Genomic DNA, 23473 nt, shown 5'->3' with positions numbered 1-23473 from the left:
GATCAGGACGGATCAGGGGGTGTGCCGGACCGCGAGCCAGTCTCCCCGGGCGAAGGCGTCGACTCCCACCACGGTGCGGCCGGTGCGGGGGGCCGCGACCGACAGGACGCCCTCCGAGCGGGCGGCCGCGAACTCCGGGGCGGCGAGGGTGAGGACGGCGGCGCGTTTGCCGGTGGTCCGGCGGAACTCGGCGAGCAGACGGTCCGTCAGGGCCGATTCCTTGCGGTCCACCGCGGCGGGCGCGTACGTCCGTACGACGGCCAGCGCGCCCGTCGCCGGCTCCCGGGCGGCGGCCGCCAGGGCCTCGCGCAGGGCCCGGATCCGGGACAGTCCGCCTCCCGCCACGGTGGGCTCGGCGGTGTCCAGCGACAGGAACCGCACGCCGCGGTGCACGAACCCCGGCCGGCCCGCGCCGGTCAGCAGGAAGTCGGCGCCCGGGGCGTCGGCGCCGACGGCGAACCGCCAGGGCCGCGCCCGCACCCCGGCCTCGGTCGTCACGATCGGATCCCGGACCACGGGCACGGCGGCGGGTCCGGTGGGCGGGGTCCGGGCGCCGAGCGTGTCGAGGCCGAGCCGCCCGGGCCCGGTCCCCCCGACCGCCGAGAACCGGGTGACGGCGAGCGGCGGCTGCGCGGTGGCCGGGAGGGGGAAGGCGACCTCCCGCCAGCCGGTCCAGTCCACTGCGGGCCCCGGCACCTTGACGGCGGCCCCGTCGGCGTCGGCCAGCTCGACGGTGGGCCGGGCCCCCGAGCCGTCGCCGTCCACCCAGAGCGTGAGCGCCCGGGCCAGTTCCGGCACCGGCACCGGCCTCGGCGGCGCGGCCCCGCCCTGCGCCCCGGCCCGGGGCAGCTCCAGAGCGAGCCCCGCCCCCGGATGCCCCTCGGTCACGGAGGCACCCGGTCCGGTCCACTCCCCGGCGTCGGCCAGATCGGAGACGGGCAGCGTCACCAGCCCGACGCCGAGGGGGATCTCGACGGTGGCGGCCCCGACCGCGGCGCGCAGGTGGCCGGTGGCCTGGGGGACGAGGGCGGTGACGGTGAAGCCGCCCAGGCCGTCGTCGGTGACGCTCCATCGGGACCGGTCGAACTCCAGGGCCACGTCCCGGGGTTCCACGACAGCCGCCGCGCCCTGCGCGTCATAGCCCGTCAGCCGGAACCCCGTCTTCTCCCCCTGCTGCGCGAGCCCGATCCGGGACCGGGTGGGCCGGATCCGGGTCAGCGGGCCGAGCACCGTGAGCAGGAGCGCTCCGTGCGCCGTCGCGCGCCGAGCGTGCGCCATCGCACGGCCGGGGCGCAGGGCGCGGAACACCCCGCCCGGACCGACCGTGCCCGCCCCCTGCGCGGACCACACCGGCGCGCCCGGGGCCGGGCCCAGCAGCGCGTCGTACCCGGTGGCCGTGAGGGTCCGGCCGAGCCCGGGGAAGACCCGGGTGAACTCCTCGGCGGTGCCGCCGACGGGCTCGACCCGGAACCCGGCGATCCGGCCGGAGCCCGCCGGGGCGGTGAGGGCGATCCCGTTCGCCACGGGCCGCAGCGGTCCGTCCGAAGGGGAGTTCTCCAGCGCGAGGACGCTCGCCCCGCTCAGCCCGGCGAGCAGGGTCGTGGAGCCGCCGCCGTCGAGGTTGAGGGCCTCGTACGAGCCCAGCCGGTGCATCATCGCGCCCAGCGCGGTCAGGGTGAGCCCGCCGCTGTCCCGCTGGCGGCCGTCCACGACGAGGATCCGCAGCCGTCGCCCGTCCCGCGAGAACCCGACGGCGGTGCGCGGGGCGGCGGTGTTGTTCGGTTCGCCGTCGTGGTCCTGCGGGACTCCGGCCACGACGAGGGCCTCGCGGCCGCCGACGGCCGCGACCGGGACCGGGCCGCCGCCCGCGAGGGCCCGGGCGGCGACGGCCACGGCGTCCCCGAGCCGCAGGGCGGCGAGTTCGGCAGCGGCGGCGCTGTCCCCCGCGGCCGCCGCCAGCAGGGTCGTACCGGGCTCCGGACGCTCCCGGCGCAGCGACCCCGGGCGGCCCCGTACGGGAGGGGCGGCGGCCGCGACCCGGCCGCCCCGGACCTCCACGGCGGCACCCAGCGCGGGCAGCCGCGTCCCCGGCCAGTCGGCGGTGTAGGCGCACAGGCCCCCGGCGGCGGGCCGCGCCGCGTTGTAGCCCGTCAGCGGGCGCACCGCCCCGCCCGGCAGGGTGACGCTCCCGTCGAGCGCGATGCGCAGGACCCGGCCGGCGCCGTCCGCGCCGAATCCGACGGCCGGGGCCGCCGCCGGCCCGGGGCCCGCCGAATGCAGCAGCCGCCCGCCGCCCAGGCCGGGGCCGAGCGGTGCGCCCGTACCCCGGATGTCGAAGAAGTCGCCGTTCACGGCGGCGACCACGCGCCTCCCGGGTCCCGCGGAGTGGCGTGCGGCGGACTCGGCGACGGTGGCCGGGCCGCGGCCGCGGCCGCCCAGGTACTCGGCGCGGACCCCGCCGCTCCCGCCCAGGTCGACGAGGAGCTCGTCGATCCGCAGCCAGCGGTCGCGCTCCAGCCGGTCGTAGGACTCCAGCCTCACCCCCGGGGCGATCTGCCGGCCGGTACGGGCGGTCTCGATCCCGTCGGACCCCGCGGCGACGGCGTGCGCGGGGGAGGCGGCGGCGGGGGCGACGAGGAGGACGGCGAGCAGGACGGGCAGCAGCGGACGCGGGCTCAGCACCCGAGCAGGATCGGCCACTCGGCCCGCTCCGGGCGGGCACATCCGCCCGTGCCCCGGGGATTCAGCCATTCGCCCCTCGTCCGGCCCCGGATAAGGATTTGGCCGCCGGATACCGGGCTGGCAAGGTTCGAGCGTGCTCGTCGCAGGTCAGCGGGCATCCGCATCGTGATCACATGTTCCCGTGGGGGGTACACACCGCATGTCCTTCAACGAGCCGCAGGGCCCGCCGACTCCAGCTCCGGCTCAACCCCCGGCCGAGGCCCCCGCACCGACGCCGGAACCGGCTCAGCCCCCGGCCGAGGCCCCCGCTCCCACAACGGCTCCGGCACCGGCACCGGCACCGGCACCGGAGCAGCCGACGCCCACCGCCCAGCCCGTGCCCGTGCCCGTGCCCGTGCCTCAGCAGTCGGCACCCCACCAGCAGATACCGCACCAGCCGTACCAGGCCCCGGCCTACCCGGCTCAGCCCCACCCCGGCCAGCCCCACCCCGGCCAGCCGTATCCCGGGTACCCCGCCGGCCCGTACCCCGGCATGCCGTACACCGCTCCGTGGCCCCCCGCCGACGTACTGCGCTCCCCGCGCGGCCTGGCCCTCGCGGTCAGCCTGCTCCTCGGGGTCGCGGCCGCGGTCAACCTCTTCTCCGCGGCCGTCAGCGGGTACGCCTACTCGCTCATGAAGCGCGTGACCGCCGATCCCGCGGCCGTCGCCGAGGGCACGCTCGACCGCTCGGACGTCCTCACCGGGATCGCCGGCGCCCTCCAGAGCCTGGTCCTGACGGCGACGGCGGTCGTCTTCATCATCTGGTTCCACCGCGTCCGCGTGAACGGCGAGATCATGCGCCCCGACGCCTTCTCACAGACCCGCGGCTGGGCCATCGGCGGCTGGTTCATCCCGATCGGCAACCTGTTCCTGCCGTACCGGACGGCCAAGGAGACCTGGACCGCCAGCACCCAGTTCGCACCGGACGGCTCGTTCCGTCCGGTCTCCCCCGCACCCGTGACCGCATGGTGGGTCACCTGGGTCTCCTCGCTGGTGCTCGACCGCGTGTCCGGCTACATGTACAAGCGGGCCGACACTCCCGAGGCCCTGCGCGACGCGTCCGCCGTGGCGATGGTCGGCTGCGTGGCGACGGCCGCCGCGGCCGTCCTCGCCGTCCTCTTCGTCCGCAAGCTGACGGCCATGCAGAACCGCAAGGCGGGGCAGGGTCCGAACGCGGCGCTCTGACCCGCCCCCCGGCGGCGGCCCCCGCGGCTCACGGCGCCGCCGCCTCCCCCGGTACGGCGAACTCGCACCACACGCTCTTCCCGCCGCCCCGGGGCTCCACGCCCCATGCCTCGGCCAGTTGGTCCACCAGCAGCAGCCCGCGCCCCGACACCGCCCAGTCGCCCGCCTCGCGCCGGCGCGGCAGGGCGCTGCTGGTGTCCTCGACCTCGATCCGGATGCGGCCCTCCGGGGTCAGCCGTACGTTGAGGTGGCCGCCGCCGTCGGTGTGCACGAGGGCGTTGGTCATCAGCTCGTCCGCCGCCAGTTCGATCTCGTCGGCCCGGTCCGCCGCGCCCCACGCCGCCACCGCCGCCCGGATCAGGTGGCGGGCCATCGCCGGGCCGTCGGGATCGCCCGGGGTGAGCGGCAGGCGCAGCGGGCCGCCGCCGCGCGGGGCGGGAGTGCCGCGGCGGCGCAGCAGGAGCAGGGCCATGTCGTCGCCCGCGCCCGCGTCACCGACCAGGTCGCACAGGACGTCGGCGAGTTCCTCGACGTCCACCGGCCCGACGTGGACCGCCTCCATCAGCTCCTGCATCCCTGCCCCGGGGGAACCGTCCGAGCGCTCCAGCAGGCCGTCCGTACACAGCACCAGGGTGTCCCCGGGGTGCAGTTCGAGGCTGGTGACGGGGTAGCCGGAGCCGGAGCCCGCTGCGTCGCGCGGCGGCAGGCCGAGCGGGAGTCCGCCGGCCACGGGGACGCGGTGGCAGCTTCCGTCGCCGCGCCGCACCACCGGGTCGAGGTGGCCGGCGCGGACCAGCTGGAGCATGCCGGTGTTCAGGTCCACCTCGGCGTACGTACAGGTGGCGAACCGGTCCGTCTCCAGTTCCCGCAGGAAGGCCGAGGCCCGCGCCATGGCCGTGCCGGGGGTGTGCCCCTCGGACACGTACGCCCGAAGGACGATCCGCAGCTGTCCCATGACGGCCGCGGCGTCCGTGTCGTGTCCCTCCACGTCGCCGATCATCACCCCGACGCGTCCCTCGCCGAGCTGGACCACGTCGTACCAGTCCCCGCCGATGTCCCGCCCCATCCGGGCGGCCCGGTACCGTACGGCGATCCGTGCGCCAGGCACCTCCGGGATCCGGCGCGGCAGCATCGCCCGCTGCAGGCCCTCCGCGAGATCGTGCTCCTGCTCGAAGAGGATGGCCCGCTGGAGGCTCTGGGCGATGCCGCTGCCGAGGGCGACGAGCAGGTTGCGCTCCTCGGCGGTGAAGTCCCCGTCCCGCTGGTACAGCAGCCCGAGCGCGGCGATGGCCCGGCCCTGGGCAATCAGCGGCAGGTAGACGCCGCTGCGCACGGACAGCGGCTCGATGTACGGCCACAGCTGCGGGTAGCGCTCCTGGAACTCCTCGCGCGAGGCGATGAACACCGGCTGGAGGTTGCGCACGGCCTCGCTCATCGGGAACCGCGCGTCGATGCGGGTGTACTCGATCTCCGGGACGTAACTGCCGAGCTGCCCCTCCGCGACGAGGTGGATCCGGCCGCCGTCGACGATGCCGAGCATCACGCTGACCGCGCCGAGGTGCCCGAGGGCTCCGGGGTCCTTGAGGACGTCGGTCACGTCGTTGACGGTGCGGGCGTGGGCCAGGATCGCGCCGGTCCGCTCGACGACCCCGGTCATCCGGCGGCGCCCCTCGTCCTGCTCCCCGCCCGCACCGCGCTCGCCGGGGTCGTGGGCGGCGTCGCGCAGGATCCCGATGATGCGGTAGGGGCGGCCGTTCGCCTCGCGCAGGACGTGGCCCTGGATGTGGGTCCAGACGGGTGTCCCGTCGCGCAGGCGCGTCCGTACGTACGCCCCGTAGTGGCTGCGGCCGTCCTTGAGCGCCTGGGCCACCCGGGCGTCGAGGCGGGCCTCCTCGCCGGGCGGGACCCTCGCCCGCAGCCCCGCCGGGGTTCCGGTGAACTCCTCGGGGCGCAGGTCGAGGACCTCGAGGGCGGTGGGATCCAGATGCATCTGCCCACTGTCGAGGTCCCAGTCGAAGGTGCCCATGCGGTTGAGCGCGAGGCTCATGTCCGGCTGCGCGGGCCAGTCGACCTCGGGGCTCGCTCCCCTTTCGGCCATGCAGCCAGGGTCTCACCGTTCCCGCACGCGTGCCCGCACAAGACGCCCCCTAAGGGGTCTCCTCGGCGGCGCGGGCGGACGGTGTGCCGGAGTCCGGCGGGCTTCCGGGCGGGGGCTCGGACGCCGGCTCGGAAGCGGGCCGCGACGCCTCCTTCGAGGCCGGGGGCGTCGACACCGGCTTCGACGCGGGCTTCGACGGCGGCCCGGACGACGGCGGCGGGGAGGCCGGCGGGGGCGAGGACGCGGGCGCCGACCCGGCCGGTGACGGCGAGGGGGGCGGCTCGGACGCGGGCGCCGAGGAGCTCGCGTGGGCGGGGTGCGAGGGCGTGACCGGCGCGGTCGGGAGCACCGGTGGCGGCACGGGCTTGTCGTGCTCGCCCTCGTGGTCGCCCCGGTCGCGCTCGAACCAGCGGTGGTCGTGGTGGTCGTAGATCACGAACTTGTGGACGACCGTCTCCGACGGGGCGATGACCACCACCTTCGACGGCTGGTACGTGCTCCACGGCTGCCCCTGCCGCACGGGATCGGCCGGCAGCGCCACCGGGGGGCCGAGCGGGTTTCCGCACGCGCACCGCACCCGCGGCACGCCACGGTCGTCGATCAGCACCGCCGTGCCGGCCTGGAGCACCGCCTGGTAGGCGGTGGCCTTGCCGTCGCGGTAGCCGTGGTTGGTGACCCGGGTGTCCGTGCGCAGCTGCACCGGGGTGAGCGAGCGCAGATATCCGGGGACGGCGCGCGGGGGGATGCCGAGTGCCGAGGCGAAGGCGCCGTTCTTGGCGGGCTGGGCGGACAGCGCCCGGATCTGCTTCTCGACGTCGCAGCTCGCTACGGACTGCGTGCCGCCGTAGAGGCCGGGCGCCGCACCGCTGATGCTGCGGGTGGCGGTGGCACTGGCGCTGGCACCGGTGCCGGGCGTGGCGCTCGGCGGTGACGGAACCGGGCTCTGCGGCGGCTCCATCGCCTCGCCCGCGGCGGTGGACTCGGTGAAGGGGTCCGGGCCGGTGGCGGAGGCGGGCTGGAGGAACACCTCGCCGCGGGCGGAAGGGGAACCGCCCGGCCGGGTCAGCACGACGACCAGGGCGACGAGCGCGGCCACCGCGATGGCGGCGGTGGCCACCCGGGGTACGGACCGCCACCAGGGCCTCCCGGGCGGTGGTCCCGGTGGCGTACCCCCGGACGGTGGAGCGGGCGGAGTCGGCGGCGGTCCCTGCCGCCCGCCCGACAGGGGGCCGGACGGCGGCCCGGTGGGGCGCGGGCCCGGCGGCCTCGCGGACTGCGTGGGCTGCTGCGGCTCCTGGCCGGGGCCGGAAGGTTGCGTGGTCACGGGCTCTTCTCCCAGGCGGCGGAATTCCGGTCCCTGCGGACCATTGTGTGCGTCGTCCCGGTGGTGGCCGCAAGCCGAGCGTGCCTACGGTTGCGGCGTGAGCGTGAGCGGTCCGTCGTCCTCCCGTCCGGCATCACCGCGTCCGGCGGCCCGGGGCTCCGCGCGGCCTTGGCGGGACGCCCTCGTGGCCGTCGTGGCGGGTTTCGCGGTGATGGCCGCCGTCGCGGCGGCGGGTCTGGCGTGCGCGGGCGCGACCGGTCTGCCCGGCGGGGCGTTCCCGCGGGTGCTCGCGGCGGTCGTCGTGATGGCGGCCGGCGGAACGGTCGAGGTGACGGGCGGGGCCGGCTTCCTGGCGGAGGCGGACGCGAGCCTGTCCGTACTGCCGCTCTCGGTGAGCCTCGCCGGGGCCCTCACGGCCGGCGCCCTGTTCCTGCGCCCCCTGCACAACCGGGCGGTGGCCCGGCCGGGGGAACTCCTCGCCCGCGCCGCTCCGCTGGTCCTGCTGTGGCTGCTCGCCCTCACCGGCGCCGCGCTCCTGGCCCGGCAGACCTTCGGGATCGCGCCGGGCGACTCGCCCGTCGCCGATCTCGGGGAACTCCTCGACGCCTCCCCCACGGTGGGTTTCCGGGCCGCCCTGCCCGCGACCCTCGGCTTCGGACTGCTGTGGATCCTGGGCCTGTTGCTGATCGCCCTGCTGGTCTCGCGCCGCGCCCCGCTCCCGGCCGGGCTGGTCCGCTTCCACACCGCGGTGCGTCCCGCCGCCTTCGCCACCGTCGCACTGCTCCTCGCGTACGTGGTCCTCGGCATCGGCGTCGCTCTGGTGGTGGCCGCCACCCAGGGGCACGCGGACCGGACCTTCGCGGTGATCCTGCTGGGCCTGCCGAACCTGGCCTGGCCCGCGCTCACCCTGGGGTTCGGCGGAGCCTGGGAGGGAAAGGCCGAGGGGCCGTTCGGGCTGCCGGTGCCCCGGCTGCTGGACGAGGTGCTGCGCGGTCCCGATCTGTCACGGGTCGACGTGGCCTCGCTCGCCGAGCATGACTCCCGCGCCTGGTGGCTGGTGGCCGTGGCCGCCGTGGCGCTGCTCGGTACGGGCTTCCTGGCCGCCGTACGCTCCCCGGCCGGCGTCCGCGCCTGGCAGCACGCGCTCCACCTGGGCGTGGCCCTCGCCCTCGCCACCCTGACGGTGTGCCTGCTGGCCGGTGTCCAGGCCCGGTTCGGCCTGTCGCTGCTGGGCATCGGGGACGCCGGCGGGCTCGGCGGCCGTGCGGAACTGCGCCCGGTGCTGTGGCGGAACGTGGGCCTCGCCCTGCTGTGGGGCGCCCTCGCGGGCTTCCTCGGCGCGCTGGCGGCCCGGCCCGTGCACCGCCGAGGCCTCGTCGAGCAGCGGCCCGAGCCGCCCGACCCGCCCGCCGCAGCGGGAGGCTGACCGGGGGTTTCAGCCGGGGTCCTCGTCCCGGAACACCGGCAGGGCCCAGCGCGGCGGCGGGGGCGGCGCGCCCGGCGGCGGGGCCGCCCGCGCACCCGCGCGGCGCAGCGCCCCGGTGAACTCCAGGCAGCTGTTCCACCGGTCGTCCGGGGATTTGGCGAGCGCCTTCGCCAGCACCTCGTCGACCGCCGCCGGCAGACCGGGCCGCAGCGAACTCACCGGGGGCGGCGGATCGAACTGGTGGGCCCAGAGCAACGCCATGTCGTCCTCCCGCCGGAAGGGCGGGCTCCCGGTCAGCGTCTCGTGGACGACGCAGCCGAGGCTGTACACGTCGCACCGGCCGTCGACCGGCTTGCCGGAGATCTGCTCGGGCGCCACGTAGTCCAGGGTGCCGACGAACTGCCCGACGCTCGTGAACCCGGTCAGCGAGAGCGACTTCTTCGTCAGACCGAAGTCCGTCAGGTACACGTGCTCGGGGTGCTCGCTGTCGGTGCCCTCCGCGACCAGGATGTTCCCCGGTTTCACGTCCCGGTGCACCAGGTCGTGGGCGTGCGCCGCGTCCAGCGCCGAGGCCACCTGGCCGGCGATCCGGGCGGCCGTCTCCACCGGCAGCGGCCCGGTGCGGTCCAGCAGGGCGCGCAGGTCCTGCCCGGGGACGTAGCGCATCGCGATGTACAGCAGTCCCTCGGTCTCGCCCGCCTCGAAGACCGGCACGATGTGCGGGTGGTCGATGGCCGCGGCGACCTTGGACTCGTGGGCGAAGCGCCGGCGGAAGACGTCGTTGCGGGCGAGTTCGGGGGCCAGCAGCTTGAGGGCGACCGGCCGGTCCAGCCGCAGGTCCCGGGCGAGGTAGACGACCGCCATGCCGCCGCGGCCGATCTCGCTCTCCACCAGGTATCCGGCGATCCGCTTGCCGCGCAGGTCCGAGGGGCGGCCGCCCAGGGGCTCGGCGGCCATCACCCTCCTCCGCCCTCGGGCGGGGTCACGATCCGCGTGGGCTCGTGCCCGGCCGCCGGCGCCGCCCGGTCGGACCCGGCCGGCCCGGACTCCGCGGGCTCCGGCTCGGACCGCTCGGGGTCGGACGGCTCCGGCTTGGACCGCTGCGGCTCGGACGGCTCCGGCTCGGACCGCTGCGGCTGCGCCGGGGCCCCGGGGCCGTCGTCGACCGCGTACGTCACGAGGCCGGTGCCGTCCCCGTACATCCACCGCCCGGAGGCCTCCTCGTACAGCCAGACGGACTCCCCCTCGATCACGATGCCGGCCCGCAGTCCGCGCGTCGCCGCCCGGAAGGCCTCGGCTTCGGTGCGCCCCGGGGCCAGTTCCCCGGCGGCCCGCCGGTAGCGCTCCAGTGCCTCGGCGGTGCGCGCGAGCAGTGGCAGCGGGTCCTCGGCGCGCGCCGCCGGCCGCCCGCCGGCCGGCGGCGGCTCGGGTACGGGGACCAGCAGGCGCCCGTCCACCCAGGCGGACCAGCCGTTGGCGCACAGGATCTCCCCCCACTCCCCGCGCCGGGACAGCAGCCGTACGGGCAGGAAGGGGTCCAGGGCCGCGGTCGGCCGGGAGACGTCGGGCTCCTCCCAGGCGGGCAGCCCCTCCCGGGGGACCACGTGGGTGGGGTGGAAGTCGGCGGGACCGGCGGCGGTGGTCATCGGCGGCTACTTCCGCATGATCGCGGGCTCGTGGCGGCGCAGCAGCCGCAGGACCACCACCCCGAACAGGACGGACAGGGCGACCAGCATCCCCATGTCCAGCAGCCACACCCCGGCGCTGTGCGCGAAGAGCGGGTCGTCGGTGATCTCCCCGGGCACGATCGCGCCGAGGTCGATGGTGCCCGCCATGGCCCCGAGCGCCCAGCGCGAGGGCACCAGCCAGGCCAGCTGTCCGATCACCGGCACGCCGTCGAGCTGGAGCAGGGCCCCGCAGAAGACCACCTGGACGATGGCGAGGAGGACCAGCAGCGGCATGGTGACCTCCTCCTTGCGGACCAGGGCGGACACCAGCAGGCCGAGCATCATCGCGGTGAAGGACAGCAGGGCGACGGCGAGGGTGATTTCGACGAGGGGCGGCATGAAGACGCCCTTGCCGCCCGGCGCGTTGGTGTCGACCCCGTACAGGCCGACCAGCGTCAGCACGACGGCCTGGGCCACGGTGACGGCGCCGAGCACCAGCACCTTGGACATCAGGTAGGCGGACCTGGACAGCCCGACGGCCCGTTCCCGCTGGTAGATGACGCGTTCCTTGACCAGCTCGCGCACGGCGTTGGCGGCGCCGGTCAGCACGCCGCCCACGCACAGGATGAGCAGGGCGTTAATCGCGGTCTGGGCCGTGAGGGCGCTGCCGGCGAGGGCCCGGGCCATGGCGCCCATGACGAACGGCAGCGCGATCATGATGGCGAGGAACGTGCGGTCCGCGCTGAGCGCGGCGGCGTAGCGGCGCATCAGCGTGGAGAGCTGGGAGCCCCAGCTCTGGGCCTTGGGCGGCGGGGCGACGAAACCGGCCGCCTGGGGCCGGTCCCCCTCCTGCCGGGGCTGGCGCGCCGCGTTCCGTACGTACGTGCGGTGCTGCGGGGAGGCGAGGTACTCCCCCGCCCAGTCCCGGTCCCGTTCGTTCTCGAAGGCTTCGAAGGCCTCGGGCCACTGGTCGAAGCCGAAGTACCCGAGGGTCTCCTCGGGCGGCCCGAAGTAGGCGATGCGCCCGCCCGGGGCGAGGACCAGCAGCCGGTCGCAGACGTCGAGGCTGAGCACGCTGTGGGTGACGACGATGACGGTGCGGCCGTCGTCGGCGAGGCCGCGCAGCATGTGCATGACTGAGCGGTCCATGCCCGGGTCGAGTCCGGAGGTGGGCTCGTCGAGGAAGAGCAGCGACGGCTTCGTGAGCAGCTCCAGGGCGACGGAGACGCGTTTGCGCTGGCCTCCGGAGAGGCTGTGGATGGGCTGGTCGGCGCGGTCTCCGAGGCCGAGTTCGCCGATCACCTCGTCGACGCGGGCCTGGCGTTCGGCCGGGGCGGTGTCCTGCGGGAAGCGCAGTTCGGCGGCGTAGGTGAGGGCGCGGCGGACGGTGAGCTGGGCGTGCAGGATGTCGTCCTGGGGGACCAGGCCGATGCGGCTGCGCAGTTCGGCGTAGTCGCGGTAGAGGTCGCGGCCGTCGTAGAGGACGGTTCCGTGGTCGGCGGGGCGCAGCCCGGTGAGGGCTCCCAGGAGGGTGGACTTGCCGGCTCCGCTGGGGCCGATGACGGCCAGCAGGCATTTGGCGCCCACCGGGAAGGAGACGTGGTCGAGGAGGGTCTTGCGGCCGTGGTCGACGGCGACGGCGAGCTCCTGGACGTCGAGGGAGACCTCGCCGGTGTCCACGTACTCCTGGAGCTGGTCGCCGACGAGGACGAGGGCGGTGTGGCCGATGCCGATGACGTCGCCCTCGGTGACGGGGGCGCGGTCGGTGCGGACGCCGTTGAGGAAGGTGCCGTTGTGGCTGCCGAGGTCGGCGATCTCGTACGTGCCGTCGGCGAGGGCGCGCAGTTCGGCGTGGCGGCGGGAGACGACGAGGTCGTCGATGACGAGATCGTTGGCGGGGGCGCGGCCGATGCTCACGGCGGTCCGGGCGGGCAGCGGGCGCACGGTGGTGGGCCGGCGGAAGGTGCCGGTGAGGGACGGATGGGACACGGAGGACGGACGGACTCCGACGGGCTCGGGGGCGGGGGCGGCCGGGGCCGATGGGGCTGGAGGGACCGGGGGGACCGGGGCCGGGCCCAGCAGGAGGGCGCGCGGGCCGTCGGCGGCGCTGCCGAAGCGCAGCTCGCTCCCGGCGCCGACGCTCCACTCGTGGATGCGGTGTCCGTCGGCCCAGGTGCCGTTGGTGCTGTCCTCGTCCTCCACGGTCCAGTGGTCGCCTTCGGGGCGCAGGACCGCGTGGTGCCAGGAGACGCGCGCGTCGTCGAGGCAGACCTCGCAGAGGGGGTCGCGGCCGACGTGGTACGTCCGGCCCGGGACCATCGCAGTGGTGCCGGCGTCGGTTTCCAGGACGAGCTCGGGCGCGGTCGGCACACCGGGACGCTGGGCCATGCGCAAATTTTCCCACGATCCGCCCGACTCGGCAGCGATCCACATCACCGCAGGTCAGCGGCGTCTTATGGGTAATGACAACGGTCCCCGTTGCAGCCTTTGCCCATTGCGTCACGGTGCGCTTCACTTCACGCGTCGGAACCGAACACACGGGGGACGCCATGAGTGGGCACGACCACGCGCACGACGACGACCACGGCCACGCCGGGGGCCACGACCACGCCGCCGGCCACGACCACGGCGGGCACGGCGGGCACAGCCACGGGGTCTCCGCCGATGCCGACCGCCGGTGGCTGGCCATCGCGCTCGGCCTCATCGGCACGTTCATGGCGGTCGAGGTCGTCATCGGCATCGTGGCCCAGTCGCTGGCCCTGATCTCCGACGCCGCCCACATGCTGACCGACGCCGTCTCGATCGTGCTCGCGCTGATCGCGATGCGGCTCGCGGCCCGGCCGGCGCGCGGCGGTTTCACGTACGGCCTCAAGCGGGCGGAGATACTCTCCGCCCAGGCCAACGGGCTCACGCTGCTCCTGCTGGCGCTCTGGCTGGCGTACGAAGCGGTCCGGCGGCTGCTCGACCCGCCGCCCGTGGCGGGCGGGCTGGTCCTCGTGACGGCGCTCGCGGGCATCGTCGTGAACGTGGCCGCCGCCTGGTGCATCTCCAGGGCGAACCGCTCCTCGCTCGCCGTCGAGGGCGCCTACCAGCACATCCTGAACGACCTGTTCGCCTTCATCGGCACCGCCGTCGCCGGTCTGATCGTGCTCACCACGGGCTTCGTCCAGGCCGACGCGATCGCCACGCTGGTGGTCGTGGTGCTGATGGTCAAGGCGGGCTACGGGCTGGTCCGCGAGTCCGGCCGGATCTTCCTGGAGGCCGCCCCGGCGCACATGGACCCGGACGCGGTCGGCGACCGGCTCGTCGGGCACCCGCCGGTCACCGAGGTGCACGACCTGCACATCTGGACCATCACCTCCGGCCAGGCGGCGCTGTCCGCCCACGTCCTGGTCGAACCGGCCGGCGACTGCCACGCCGTCCGCCGCGACCTGGAGCGGCTGCTGGAGAAGGAGTACGGGATCACCCACACCACCCTCCAGGTGGACCACGTCCCGGAGGTGCTGCTCACGGTCGGGCGCCGGGGACAGGACCCGGCCGACCCGCACTGCGCCGACGCGCACGGCCCGGTGCACCGGACGGGCCCGCACGATCACTGAGCGGCCCGCGCGCGGGGCATGGATGGACCCATGACACAGAAGCGCAGCGCAGGACTGCTCCTGTTCCGCCCGGCCGCCGGGGCCGCCGGCTCGGCCGGTGAGGGCATCGAGGTCCTCCTCGGCCATATGGGCGGCCCGTTCTGGGAGCACAAGGACGACGGGTCCTGGGCGATCCCCAAGGGCGAGTACGAGGAGGACGAGACCCCGATCGACGCGGCCCGACGGGAGTTCACCGAGGAGATCGGCCTGCCGCCGCCGGAGGGCCCGTACCTCCCGCTGGGAGAGGTGCGGATCCCGGGCGGCAAGCTGGTGACGATCTGGGCGGTACGGGCGGACCTCGATCCGGCGCTCATGGTTCCGGGGACCTTCACGATGGAGTGGCCCCCGCACTCGGGCCGGACGCAGGAATTCCCCGAGCTGGACCGGGTGGCCTGGTTCACTCCCCAGGTGGCCGAAACCAAACTGATCCCCTCTCAAATCCCCTTTCTGGAGAGGCTGTTGGGGCTACCGAGGGATTGACCCGACCTTGACTTGCCAACAAACCCCACCTGCGTGGACATTGCACATATGACGAACGTCGTGCTGGTGGGAACCCTGGACACCAAGGGTGTCGAGTACGGCTGGCTGCGCGAGAGGCTGCTGCGCACCGGCGTCGAAGTGATCATGGTCGACACAGGAATCATGGGCGAACCCCGGGTGCCCGCCGACGTACCGCGCGAAGCGGTCGCCCGGGCGGCGGGGACGGAGCTGCCGGAACTGCGCGCGGCCGCCGACCGGGGCGCGGCCGTGACGGCGATGGCCAAGGGCGCGGAGGCGACGCTGTTACGCCTGCACGCCGAAGGCCGGCTGCACGCGGTGCTCGCCATAGGCGGCAGCGGCGGCACCTCCATCGCCACCCGGGCGATGCGCGCACTGCCGCTGGGCGTGCCGAAGCTGATGGTCTCGTCCATGGCGTCCGGGGACGTGGCCCCGTACGTCGGATCCTCGGACATCACGATGATGTACAGCGTCGTGGACATCGCGGGGATCAACAGCATCTCCGCCCCGGTCATGGCGAACGCGGTCGAGGCGGCGGCGGGCATGGCCAAGGCCTTCGAACGGGCCTCCCGGGAGCTGCGCCGCCCGGCCCGCCTCGGCGCCGGCTCCCGCCCGCTGATCGCGGCGAGCATGGCGGGGGTCACCACGATCGGCGTGGACGCCGCCCGCGAAAGGCTGACCGAACTCGGCTACGAGGTGCTGGTCTTCCACGTCAGCGGCGCCGGCGGCCGCACCCTGGAGACCCTGGCCGGCCAGGGGATCTTCGCGGGCGTCCTGGACCTCACGCTCAGCGAGCTCGCCGACGACCTGTGCGGCGGCATCCTCACCGCCGGCCCCGACCGGCTCAGCGCCGCCGGGCGGGCCGGGATCCCGCAGGTGGTGAGCCTGGGCGCGCTGGACATGGTGAAGTTCGGCCCGCTGGAGACCCTGCCCGAACGGGCCCGCTACCGCCGGGTCCACGTCCACAACCCGTCGATCACGGTGGTCCGTACGACCCCCGCCGAATGCGCGGAGCTCGGCCGCCGGGTCGCCGCCAAACTCCGCGTCGCCACCGGCCCCACGGCCGTCTGCGTCCCGCTCCGCGGACTGTCCACGCTCGGCGCCCCGGGCGGCACCTACCACGACCCGGACGCGGACCGGGCCCTGTTCTCGGCCCTGCGCGAGGGACTGCGGGGCAGTTCCGCCCGGCTCTACGACTACGACACCCACATCAACGACCCCGGCTTCGGGAAGGCGGCGGCCGACCGGCTGCACGCCATGATCGGCGCGGCGGCGGCAGCGGCGTGACCCCCTGAAGACCCGTGTACAGCCCCCCTGAATCCGCCCCGGCCACCCTGTGAAATGCTCCGCGCCGATGGGAACCGGCCGTGGCGGAAACCGTGTCCCTGGGTGTGGCCGCTCGGCACGAGCGGGCCGCCCGGGGCCCGGGGCCCGAGGGAGCGGCTGACGAGGACACGGGGACGGGGGCATGACGATGAAGAACGCGTGGACGGTGCCCGGCTATGCGCAGGTCCGGGAACTCGGCTCGGGCGGCAGCGGCCGTGTGGTCCTCGCCGTCCACGAGGCGACGGGCACGCCGGTCGCGGTGAAGTACCTCAGCGACCGGCTGCGCGAGGACCCCGCGTTCGTCGCGGAGTTCCGGGCCGAGGCCCGCCTCCTGGGCGGACTGGACACCCCTCACGTGGTCCGGTTGTACGAATACGTGGAGCACACGACGGCTCCCGGCGGCGCCGCCATCGTGATGGAGCTGGTCGACGGGATCTCCCTGCGCGCGCTGCTCAAGCAGGCCGGGCAGGCCGATCCCGAGGCCGCGCTGGTGGTGCTGAAGGGCTCCCTGCTGGGCCTCGCGGCCGCCCACCGGGCGGGCGTGGTCCACCGCGACTACAAGCCCGAGAACGTACTGGTCTCCGCCGACGGCTCCTCGAAGCTCGTGGACTTCGGGATCGCGGCGCGCCGCGGTACGACGCCCGGAGTGGCCGGCACCCCGGCGTACATGGCCCCCGAGCAGTGGCAGGGCCGGCCGGCCTCGCCCGCGGCCGACGTGTACGCGGCCACGGCGACGTTCTTCGAGTGCCTGACCGGCCGCAAGCCGTTCGCCGGCGAGAACTTCGCGGAGCTCGCGGTCCAGCACATCGAGGCGCCGGTCCCGGAGACCGAGGCCCCGGAGCCGGTCCGCCCGCTGATCCGTCGAGGTCTGGCCAAGGCCCCGGAGCAGCGGCCGGAGAACGCCGAGGCGTTCGTGGCGGAGCTGGAGGGCGTGGCGCTCGCCGCGTACGGGGCCGACTGGGAGGAGCGCGGGCAGCGCAAGCTGGCGGCGCTCGCCGCGCTGCTGCCGCTGCTGTTCCCCTCCGCGGGCGCCCCGGCCGCGGGCACCACGGCGGTGGCGACGACCACGCTCACCTCGCCCCCGCCCTCGCGCTGGGCCCCGGGCCGGCGCGGGCTGATCGCCGGCGGCGCGGCCCTGGTCCTCGGCGTCCTGACGGCGCTCACCTACAGCGCGGCGGGCGGGGAGGCCGGCGGGGCCGCCGCGCTGAACGCGTTCGCCACGTCGAGCGCGAGCCCGGGCGGTACGGGCCCTTCGCCGGTGCCGGGTCCGAGCGCCTCGGCGAGCCCCTCGCCGTCCGCATCCCCGTCGCTCTCCCCCTCCCCGTCCGCGTCCGCGTCGCCTTCGTCCACGCCCAGTCCGCTCCAGTCGCCGACGGTGACGCCCACGATCACCGTGCCGACGACCACGCCGCCCACCACGCCCCCGCCCTCGCCGAAGCCGACGGTGGTGGTCGGCGCGGTGTCCGTCACCCTCCGCCAGACGGGAGTCTCCGTCGGCCAGGCGACCGTGAGCGTCGACGCGAAGGGCACCGCCCCGGTGACGGTGGTGCTCGAATGGTTCACGGGTGACGTGGAAGGGCGGCTGGGCAAGGCGGACGGCGCCGCCGACACCCTCACGTACCAGCCGGGCGCCGCGGCGCCGCTCGTCAAGACCCACACCTTCTCCGGCACCGGCTGCTACTGGGGCGTGCGCGCCACCACCAGGCCCGCGGCCGGCAACGCTTCCTCGACCAGCCAGGTCTTCATCAGGCGGTGCACGATCTCATGAACGACAACAACGGCGAGGGCGACGACTACAGCGCCACCGTCCTCGGCAGCCACTGGTTCAGCGGGCCGCAGGAGACTGCGCAGCAGACCCTCGTCCAGCCGCAGGAGGCCGTGCCCGACCGGGTCGAGGGCTCGGTCGTGCGGTTCGGCCCCGGAGTGACGGCCGCCCTCCCGGCTCCCTTCCCCGTGACCGTGGAGCCGGTGGTGCGCCGCCGGCGCGGGGAGTGGCGCCGGTACACCCTGGCCGCCGTGATCCTGCTCGCCGTGCTCGCGTACCTCGCCTGGCAGCGGTACGGCCCGGCCATCGACGTGCGGGGGGTGACGGTCGCGACCGCCGACCCGCAGGGTCCCGGCTGCGATTCGACCGCCGATGTGGTGGCCGTCGTACGGACCAACGGGCGGCCGGGGACCCTCACGTACCGGTGGGTCCGCTCCGACGGCACGCAGTCGGAGCAGCTCACCGAGCGGGTGCCGCGCGGGCGGAAGGAGGCCCGGCTGCACCTGCTGTGGACCTTCCAGGGCCGGGGCACGTACGCGGCGCAGGCCAGGCTCCAGCTGGTCTCACCCGGGCAGCGCACCGCGGCGACGCAGTTCACGTACCACTGCGCGGGCCAGGGCTAGGGCCAGGGCCAGGGCCAGCGTCGGGCGGGCCGTACGGCCCGGCGGGGCGGGACCTACGGCATCGTCCTCGCGGCCGAGGCCGCCGCCGCGGAGGTGGCCGTCCGGCCGAAGCGCCCCCACCCCGCCCGCTGGTTGACTCGTAGGCGTTGACGAGGGCTCAGGGACGCCCTCCGGCACCCCTGCGCGTCACGCTCCAGCCGGCGAACACCCCAACCGGAGCGTGGCCGTCCCGCACGGATGCCAGTCCGCGCGGGAGGCCCGCAGCCGCTTTGGGGAGTGGCTGCGGGCCGTCCTGCCGACCCGTCCGTGGCGGGCCGTTCTCTCCCCCTCGGCTCAGAACCTGGCGTGGGCGGTGATGTCCGCCTCGAACTCGCCCGTCATCGCGGGGGTCACCGTCGGCCGGCACTGCGCGACCGCGGCCAGGTAGTCCTGGGTGGAGGCGCCGAGCTGGGCCGCCGCCGCTCCGCGGGCGCCCACCGCCTCCAGGTCCCGCTCGAAGGACACCTGCGCCGCGATGCGCGCCGCGTGCTCGATGTCGGCCGGGGTGAACAGCTCGCTCGCCGCCACCAGCGCCGCCACGTCCACGTCGGTGCGGCCCGCCGTGTAACGGGACCAGATCGCGGCCCGCGCCCCGGCGTCCGGGGTGCCGATCGGGATCAGGTAGTCGAAGCGCCCGGGCCGCAGGAACGCCGGGTCCAGGGAGCGGATGGAGTTGGTGGCGCACACCAGCAGCCGCTCGTCGCCCTCCCGGAATCCGGGGATCAGCTTCAGCAGCTCGTTGGTGACCCCGTGGATCCCACCCGGCTGCGCGGGCTCGGTGCGTACGGGGGCGATCTCCTCGACCTCGTCGATGAAGACGAGGACCCGCTCCAGCTCGGCGATCCGGGCGAACGCGTCGCGCAGCGCGGCGGCGAGGTTGCCCTCGTCGGCGAGGCGGGAGGGCAGCAGTTCCACGAAGGGCCAACCGAGCCGGGAGGCGATGGCGCGGGCGAAGGTGGTCTTGCCGGTGCCGGGCGGGCCGAAGAGGGTGATGGCGCGCGGCGGCCGCACGCCGTGCGCGGCGGCCCGCTCGGGCTCGGCGAGCGGGAGGACGACGCGCCGCTCTATGAGGTCCTTCTCGTGCTCCATGCCGGCGACCTTGGCCCACAGGTCGTTCGGGAGGAAGCGGCCGCCGAGGTCGTCGAGGAGGCCGGCCGCCGGTCCGTGCAGCGGCTCGGTCTTCTCGAAGTAGGCGACGGCGGGCTGGCGCGTGTACCCGGCGTTGAGCAGGCCTTCGCCCAGCAGGTCCTCCTCGGGCAGGACGTACGCGATCCGCCCGACCCGGGCGGCGATCAGCCTCCGCTCCAGTTCGACGAGGAGGGCGCTGGCCAGGCCGCGGCCGCGCCAGCCGGCGGCGATCGCGATCCGCATGACCCAGGCGCGCTCGCCGGTGACGCAGGCGAGGGCCGCGCCGATCGGTACGCCCTGGTGGACGGCGACCACGCAGGGCTGCCGGTCGGTGAGGGCGCTGATGCACTCGGCGAGCGAGAAGACGGACTCCTGGCCGAGTTCGGCCGTGGTGTCGATCAGGTGGACCACCGCGGCGAGATCGCTCTCGCGGTAGTCGTGGATGAGCCAGTTCACCGGGTACCGCCCCTCGTTCGTGCTCCTGCGGTGAGGCTAGGGGCGGGCGGGCCCGGCGATCACGCTCCGCGGTGCACAACAGGCTGTCCGGAAACCGTCCGTGTCGTCCATAGACTGGTGTCTTCCACCCGAACGCCAGACCGAGGATTCCAGCGCCTTCATGCTTTGCCACATACCCGCGGCCCGTCGCGGGCCCCTCGTCTGGCTCGTCCCCTCCCTGTGGACCGTGGCGCTCGGTCTGTGGGGGCTCTCCCGCCAGGACAGCGTGTGGCGCGACGAGGCGGCGACCTGGCAGGTGGCCCGGCGGTCGACGGGCGAGATCCTGGACATGCTCGGCAACGTCGACGCCGTCCACGGGCTGTACTACCTGCTGATGCACGGGCTCTTCGAGCTCTTCGGGGCGAGTACGACGACCCTGCGGCTGCCGTCGGTCCTGGCGGTGGCGGCCGCCGCGGCCTGCGTGGCCCTGATCGGGCGGCGGCTGGGCGGGTTCTGGGCGGGGCTGGGCGGCGGGACGGCGCTCGGGCTGCTGCCGGCCGTGCAGTTCTACCTCCAGGAGGGCCGCCCCTACGCGCTGGTCGCGGCCGGGGCCGGGCTCTCCACGCTGCTGCTGGTCTCGCTGCTGTCCGAGGTGCCCGGGCCCGGGCGGCGGGCCTGGCCGCGGTGGGCGGCGTACGCGGTCACGGTGCTGGTCTGCGCGCTGCTGAACTGGCTGTCGCTGCTCGTCCTGCCCGCCCACGCGGCCACGCTGTGGTGGGTGCGGGCCGGGCGGCGGGTGTGGCTGCGCTGGGCCGCGTACGGGGCCTGCGCGGTCGCGGGGGCGCTGCCGCTGGTGCTGTTCAGCCGGAGCCAATCCGACCAGGTGTCCTGGATACCGCCGCTGACCTGGCACATGATGATCGGCCCGGCGATCCTGCTGACGCTCGGGGGCGTCTGCGCCCTGGCGGAGCGGCCGCGCGCGGGCCGGCTGTCGGCGTCGTCCGTGGGGCTGCCGCTGCTGGCGGTCCCGCAGCTCGGCCTGATCGGGATCTCCCTGGTCCAGCCGCTGTTCCTGGACCGGTACGTGCTGTTCAGCATGGTGGGGCTGGCCCTGCTGATCGGTGCGGGGCTGGTGGCGGCCGTACGGGCCGCCCGGCCGCTCTTCCCGCGGGGGGCCGGCCTGCTCGTGCCGGTCGCGATCGGGATCTCGGTGCTGGCGCTGCTCCCGGTGGAGCTGGACAAGCGGGCTCCGGCCAGCCGGGTCGACGACGTGCTGGCGGTGGCCGGGGAGGTGGCCCGGCTGGGGCGGCCCGGGGACGCGGTGCTGTTCGTACCGGCGGCCCGGCGGGACACGGCGCTGGTCTCGCCGGGGGCCTTCGCGGGGCTGGCGGACGTGGCCCTGGAGCGCGGCCCGGTCGCCTCGGCCACCCTCAAGGGCGAGGAGGCGGACCCGGCGCGGATCCGGGAGGCGCTGCTCGGGCAGCGGCGGGTGCTGCTGGTGACGGACGCGGCGAAGGTGGCGAAGCCTTCGGGGGCCGCCCGGGACGCGGCGAAGGCGGCGGTGCTCAAGGAGCGGTTCAAGGTGGTGGAGGACCGGCAGGTCCGCGGCCGCCGGGTGACGGTGTACGAGCGCCGGTAGCGGGGAGGCCGTCGGGCCGCGCGGCGCGGGCGTCAGGCCGCGCGGGCCCCGGCGGTGTGGGAGTCCAGCCAGGACAGGGAGGCGCGGGCCAGGTCGGGCCAGCCGTGATCGACGATCAGGGAGTGGCCGCGGTCCTCGAAGCACTGGTACTCGGTGGTCGCGTGCGAGTGGCGGTACTGCTTGTAGGTCGAGCGGGTCAGCAGGTCCGGGACGGTGTGGTCGAGCCGGCCGGACAGCAGCAGCAGCGGCCCGCGGGTCTCGTTCCCGGTGTCGACCTCGGCCGGGGAGTGCGGGGTGAAGTTGCCGAGGGCAAGCTGGAAGAGGGGGCGGGCGGTGCTCGGGATGGTCCACTCGTCGTACAGCTCCTCGGATTCCTCCTCGGAGACGGCGTTGGCGAAGCCGTAGCGGAACTGCTCGCGGTTGAGCGAGACGGAGCGGCGGGTGTTGCCCGGGTTGTGCAGGACGGCAAACGTCGACCTGGCCTGGGCCGGGGCGATGGCCTTGACGCCCTTGATCTGTCCGGGGCAGATGGCGACGGCGGCCTCGGCGAGGCCCTGGCCGAGCAGGTGCTGGGCGATGAAGCCGCCGACCGAGTGGCCCACGAGGACGGGCCGGACGGGCAGGTCGCGGATGACCTTGGCGTGGGCGTCGGAGATCTCGACGAGTCCCACACCGTCCTGGTCGTCGGGGCGGCGCCGGGCCTCGGCGACGGTGTCGGGGACCCCGGGCCACTCCGGCAGGACGGGTTCGTACCCGGCCTCCCTGAAGGCGTCGGCCCACCCCTCCCAGCTGGTGGAATGCAGCCAGAGCCCGTGGATGAACACCACGGGCGTGCGGTGCTGTGAGGCCATGCGCGGACACCTCCTGGACCCCCCTGCCGCCCCTGCCAGTCTCGCCCGCGCGGGGCGCGGCCGCCTGCGGAGCCGCGATTCACAGGACATTCATATGGAATACCGGGCTCCGGGCATAGCTTCAACGGGGAGGCTCGGGGCATGATCCCGCGCATGCTTCCCCGACCGGCCCACGGCGCCCGCACCCGGCGGGCCTCCAGGATCCTGCTGGCGCTGGCCGCGATGGCCGCGCTGGTGAGCGTGGACCTGCCCGACGCCGCGGCCGTCCCACCGCTGGGGGTCACCGCCGGGGCCGTGTCCGACTCCACGTCGGACCGGGTCGGCGCCCTCTTCGCCGGTTCCCTCGACGGCGGGCACTTCTGCACCGCGGCCGTGGTGCACAGCGACGACCGCAACGTGATCGCGACCGCGGCCCACTGCCTGGACGACCCGGACACCACGGTCTTCGCGCCCGGCTACCGGGACGGCAAGGCCCCGTACGGAGTGTGGAAGCTGACCGGCGTGTCCCTCGCCCCGGGCTGGACGGACGGGAGGGACCCGGACGAGGACGTCGCCTTCGCGACGGTCGCCCCGGCGGACGGCGGCACCGCGCGCATCGAGGACGCGGTGGGCGGCTTCCCGGTGGCCACCGAGCAGCAGGACGACGTGACGGTCACGGTCCTCGGCTACCCGAGCAGCGAGGAGGCCCCGCTGCGCTGCTCGAACACCACGAGCCTGTTCTCCGAGACGCAGCGCCGGATCGACTGCCCGGACCTCAGCGGCGGCACCAGCGGCAGCCCCTGGCTGGCGGACGGCGCCCTGGCCGGCGTCCTCGGCGGCTACGAGGCCGGCGGCGCGGTCCCGGAGGTCTCGTACAGCGCGGTCATGGACGACCAGGCCCTGGAGCTCTACCGCGAGGCGGCGGTCTCCGCCGGCTGACCCTCCCCGCGGCCGTCGTCCCGACCGGCCGGGTCCGTGTGGAAATCGTCCGGCCGCTCCTCTTGGAGCCGTGCGAAGCGGTTGCCGAGCAGTTCGACGGCCTCGGGCAGGCTGCTGCCGAACTCCTCCCGGATCTGCTGCACGGCCTGAATCCTGCGGCCCCCGAGGATCAGGTAGTCGATCCGCGACCA

The 23473-nt window shown here is 75.2% G+C and carries 17 protein-coding genes; 9 read left to right on the top strand and 8 right to left on the bottom strand.

Annotation, left to right across the window (positions count from 1 at the left end; translation table 11 throughout):
- Nucleotides 1–12 precede the first annotated feature (12 nt).
- Nucleotides 13–2682, bottom strand: a complete 2670-nt coding sequence (locus tag CP980_RS29505) for a phosphodiester glycosidase family protein (RefSeq protein WP_150529459.1) — start codon at nucleotides 2680–2682, stop codon at nucleotides 13–15.
- A 382-nt stretch (nucleotides 2683–3064) separates the two neighbouring features.
- On the opposite strand from CP980_RS29505, the gene CP980_RS29495 reads away from it, so the two are divergent.
- The gene (locus tag CP980_RS29495) at nucleotides 3065–3907 is read left to right on the top strand and encodes a DUF4328 domain-containing protein (protein ID WP_229906986.1); all 843 of its coding nucleotides are present in this window, start codon (nucleotides 3065–3067) and stop codon (nucleotides 3905–3907) included.
- A 28-nt stretch (nucleotides 3908–3935) separates the two neighbouring features.
- Here CP980_RS29495 and CP980_RS29490 read toward each other — a convergent pair whose 3' ends face one another.
- Entirely contained in the window at nucleotides 3936–6005 is a 2070-nt protein-coding gene (locus tag CP980_RS29490; protein ID WP_132758874.1) for a SpoIIE family protein phosphatase, read from the bottom strand.
- A 49-nt stretch (nucleotides 6006–6054) separates the two neighbouring features.
- Complete coding sequence (locus tag CP980_RS29485) at nucleotides 6055–7329, bottom strand: DUF6777 domain-containing protein (RefSeq protein ID WP_373312858.1); 1275 nt, start codon at nucleotides 7327–7329, stop codon at nucleotides 6055–6057.
- A gap of 103 nt (nucleotides 7330–7432) precedes the next feature.
- Here CP980_RS29485 and CP980_RS29480 point away from each other — a divergent pair, with 103 nt between their 5' ends.
- Nucleotides 7433–8755 (top strand): streptophobe family protein, encoded by a 1323-nt coding sequence (locus tag CP980_RS29480; RefSeq protein WP_150530400.1) that lies wholly within the window; start codon nucleotides 7433–7435, stop codon nucleotides 8753–8755.
- Nucleotides 8756–8764: 9 nt separating this feature from the next.
- Here CP980_RS29480 and CP980_RS29475 read toward each other — a convergent pair whose 3' ends face one another.
- The 3 genes from CP980_RS29475 to CP980_RS29465 are packed head-to-tail and all read right to left on the bottom strand — an operon-like array spanning nucleotide 8765 to nucleotide 12810.
- Nucleotides 8765–9712, bottom strand: a complete 948-nt coding sequence (locus CP980_RS29475) for a serine/threonine-protein kinase (RefSeq protein ID WP_189998517.1) — start codon at nucleotides 9710–9712, stop codon at nucleotides 8765–8767.
- Nucleotides 9712–10401 carry a hypothetical protein gene (locus CP980_RS29470; protein ID WP_150529457.1) on the bottom strand — a complete coding sequence of 230 codons (690 nt, stop codon included), beginning with the start codon at nucleotides 10399–10401 and terminating at the stop codon, nucleotides 9712–9714. The genes CP980_RS29475 and CP980_RS29470 overlap by 1 nt, the downstream gene beginning before the upstream one ends.
- 6 nt (nucleotides 10402–10407) lie before the next feature.
- Nucleotides 10408–12810, bottom strand: a complete 2403-nt coding sequence (locus tag CP980_RS29465; RefSeq protein WP_150529456.1) for an FHA domain-containing protein — start codon at nucleotides 12808–12810, stop codon at nucleotides 10408–10410.
- 161 nt (nucleotides 12811–12971) lie between these two features.
- Here CP980_RS29465 and CP980_RS29460 point away from each other — a divergent pair, with 161 nt between their 5' ends.
- From CP980_RS29460 to CP980_RS29440, 5 genes are all read left to right on the top strand, one after another.
- Nucleotides 12972–14021, top strand: a complete 1050-nt coding sequence (locus CP980_RS29460) for a cation diffusion facilitator family transporter (RefSeq protein ID WP_150529455.1) — start codon at nucleotides 12972–12974, stop codon at nucleotides 14019–14021.
- A gap of 30 nt (nucleotides 14022–14051) precedes the next feature.
- Nucleotides 14052–14540: an NUDIX hydrolase gene (locus CP980_RS29455; RefSeq protein WP_150529454.1), complete on the top strand. Its 489-nt coding sequence runs from the start codon at nucleotides 14052–14054 to the stop codon at nucleotides 14538–14540.
- 48 nt (nucleotides 14541–14588) lie between these two features.
- Nucleotides 14589–15845 (top strand): Tm-1-like ATP-binding domain-containing protein, encoded by a 1257-nt coding sequence (locus tag CP980_RS29450; RefSeq protein ID WP_132758867.1) that lies wholly within the window; start codon nucleotides 14589–14591, stop codon nucleotides 15843–15845.
- Between the two features lie 181 nt (nucleotides 15846–16026).
- On the top strand, nucleotides 16027–17652 hold the full coding sequence (locus CP980_RS29445; RefSeq protein WP_229906984.1) for a serine/threonine-protein kinase: 1626 nt from the start codon (nucleotides 16027–16029) through the stop codon (nucleotides 17650–17652).
- A complete protein-coding gene (locus CP980_RS29440; protein WP_132758866.1) occupies nucleotides 17649–18272 on the top strand; it encodes a hypothetical protein in 624 nt (207 codons plus the stop codon). The genes CP980_RS29445 and CP980_RS29440 overlap by 4 nt, the downstream gene beginning before the upstream one ends.
- Before the next feature lie 333 nt (nucleotides 18273–18605).
- On the opposite strand, the gene CP980_RS29435 is transcribed toward CP980_RS29440, so the two are convergent.
- Entirely contained in the window at nucleotides 18606–19895 is a 1290-nt protein-coding gene (locus CP980_RS29435) for an ATP-binding protein (protein WP_150529453.1), read from the bottom strand.
- A 160-nt stretch (nucleotides 19896–20055) separates the two neighbouring features.
- Here CP980_RS29435 and CP980_RS29430 point away from each other — a divergent pair, with 160 nt between their 5' ends.
- Nucleotides 20056–21513: a hypothetical protein gene (locus CP980_RS29430; protein WP_150529452.1), complete on the top strand. Its 1458-nt coding sequence runs from the start codon at nucleotides 20056–20058 to the stop codon at nucleotides 21511–21513.
- A gap of 32 nt (nucleotides 21514–21545) precedes the next feature.
- Here the strand turns inward: CP980_RS29430 and CP980_RS29425 are convergent, their stop codons facing one another.
- A complete protein-coding gene (locus tag CP980_RS29425) occupies nucleotides 21546–22364 on the bottom strand; it encodes an alpha/beta hydrolase (protein WP_132758863.1) in 819 nt (272 codons plus the stop codon).
- A 153-nt stretch (nucleotides 22365–22517) separates the two neighbouring features.
- Between CP980_RS29425 and CP980_RS29420 the strand changes: the two genes are divergently transcribed.
- On the top strand, nucleotides 22518–23282 hold the full coding sequence (locus CP980_RS29420; RefSeq protein ID WP_229906983.1) for a trypsin-like serine peptidase: 765 nt from the start codon (nucleotides 22518–22520) through the stop codon (nucleotides 23280–23282).
- The last annotated feature ends 191 nt before the right edge of the window (nucleotides 23283–23473 follow it).

Source organism: Streptomyces vinaceus, assembly GCF_008704935.1.
Taxonomy (GTDB): Bacteria; Actinomycetota; Actinomycetes; order Streptomycetales; family Streptomycetaceae; genus Streptomyces; species Streptomyces vinaceus.
Note: the sequence above shows the minus strand (reverse complement) of the source record. Positions and strands in the feature narration are given on the sequence as shown.

Bases quoted from the DNA above. Each gene is read 5' to 3' on its own strand.
- CP980_RS29455 (WP_150529454.1), top strand. From the start codon at position 14,052: ATGACACAGAAGCGCAGCGCAGGACTGCTCCTGTTCCGCCCGGCCGCC.
- CP980_RS29460 (WP_150529455.1), top strand. From the start codon at position 12,972: ATGAGTGGGCACGACCACGCGCACGACGACGACCACGGCCACGCCGGG.
- CP980_RS29430 (WP_150529452.1), top strand. From the start codon at position 20,056: ATGCTTTGCCACATACCCGCGGCCCGTCGCGGGCCCCTCGTCTGGCTC.
- CP980_RS29425 (WP_132758863.1), bottom strand. From the start codon at position 22,364: ATGGCCTCACAGCACCGCACGCCCGTGGTGTTCATCCACGGGCTCTGG.
- CP980_RS29445 (WP_229906984.1), top strand. From the start codon at position 16,027: ATGACGATGAAGAACGCGTGGACGGTGCCCGGCTATGCGCAGGTCCGG.
- CP980_RS29490 (WP_132758874.1), bottom strand. From the start codon at position 6,005: ATGGCCGAAAGGGGAGCGAGCCCCGAGGTCGACTGGCCCGCGCAGCCG.
- CP980_RS29450 (WP_132758867.1), top strand. From the start codon at position 14,589: ATGACGAACGTCGTGCTGGTGGGAACCCTGGACACCAAGGGTGTCGAG.
- CP980_RS29465 (WP_150529456.1), bottom strand. From the start codon at position 12,810: ATGGCCCAGCGTCCCGGTGTGCCGACCGCGCCCGAGCTCGTCCTGGAA.
- CP980_RS29420 (WP_229906983.1), top strand. From the start codon at position 22,518: ATGCTTCCCCGACCGGCCCACGGCGCCCGCACCCGGCGGGCCTCCAGG.
- CP980_RS29475 (WP_189998517.1), bottom strand. From the start codon at position 9,712: ATGGCCGCCGAGCCCCTGGGCGGCCGCCCCTCGGACCTGCGCGGCAAG.
- CP980_RS29440 (WP_132758866.1), top strand. From the start codon at position 17,649: ATGAACGACAACAACGGCGAGGGCGACGACTACAGCGCCACCGTCCTC.
- CP980_RS29470 (WP_150529457.1), bottom strand. From the start codon at position 10,401: ATGACCACCGCCGCCGGTCCCGCCGACTTCCACCCCACCCACGTGGTC.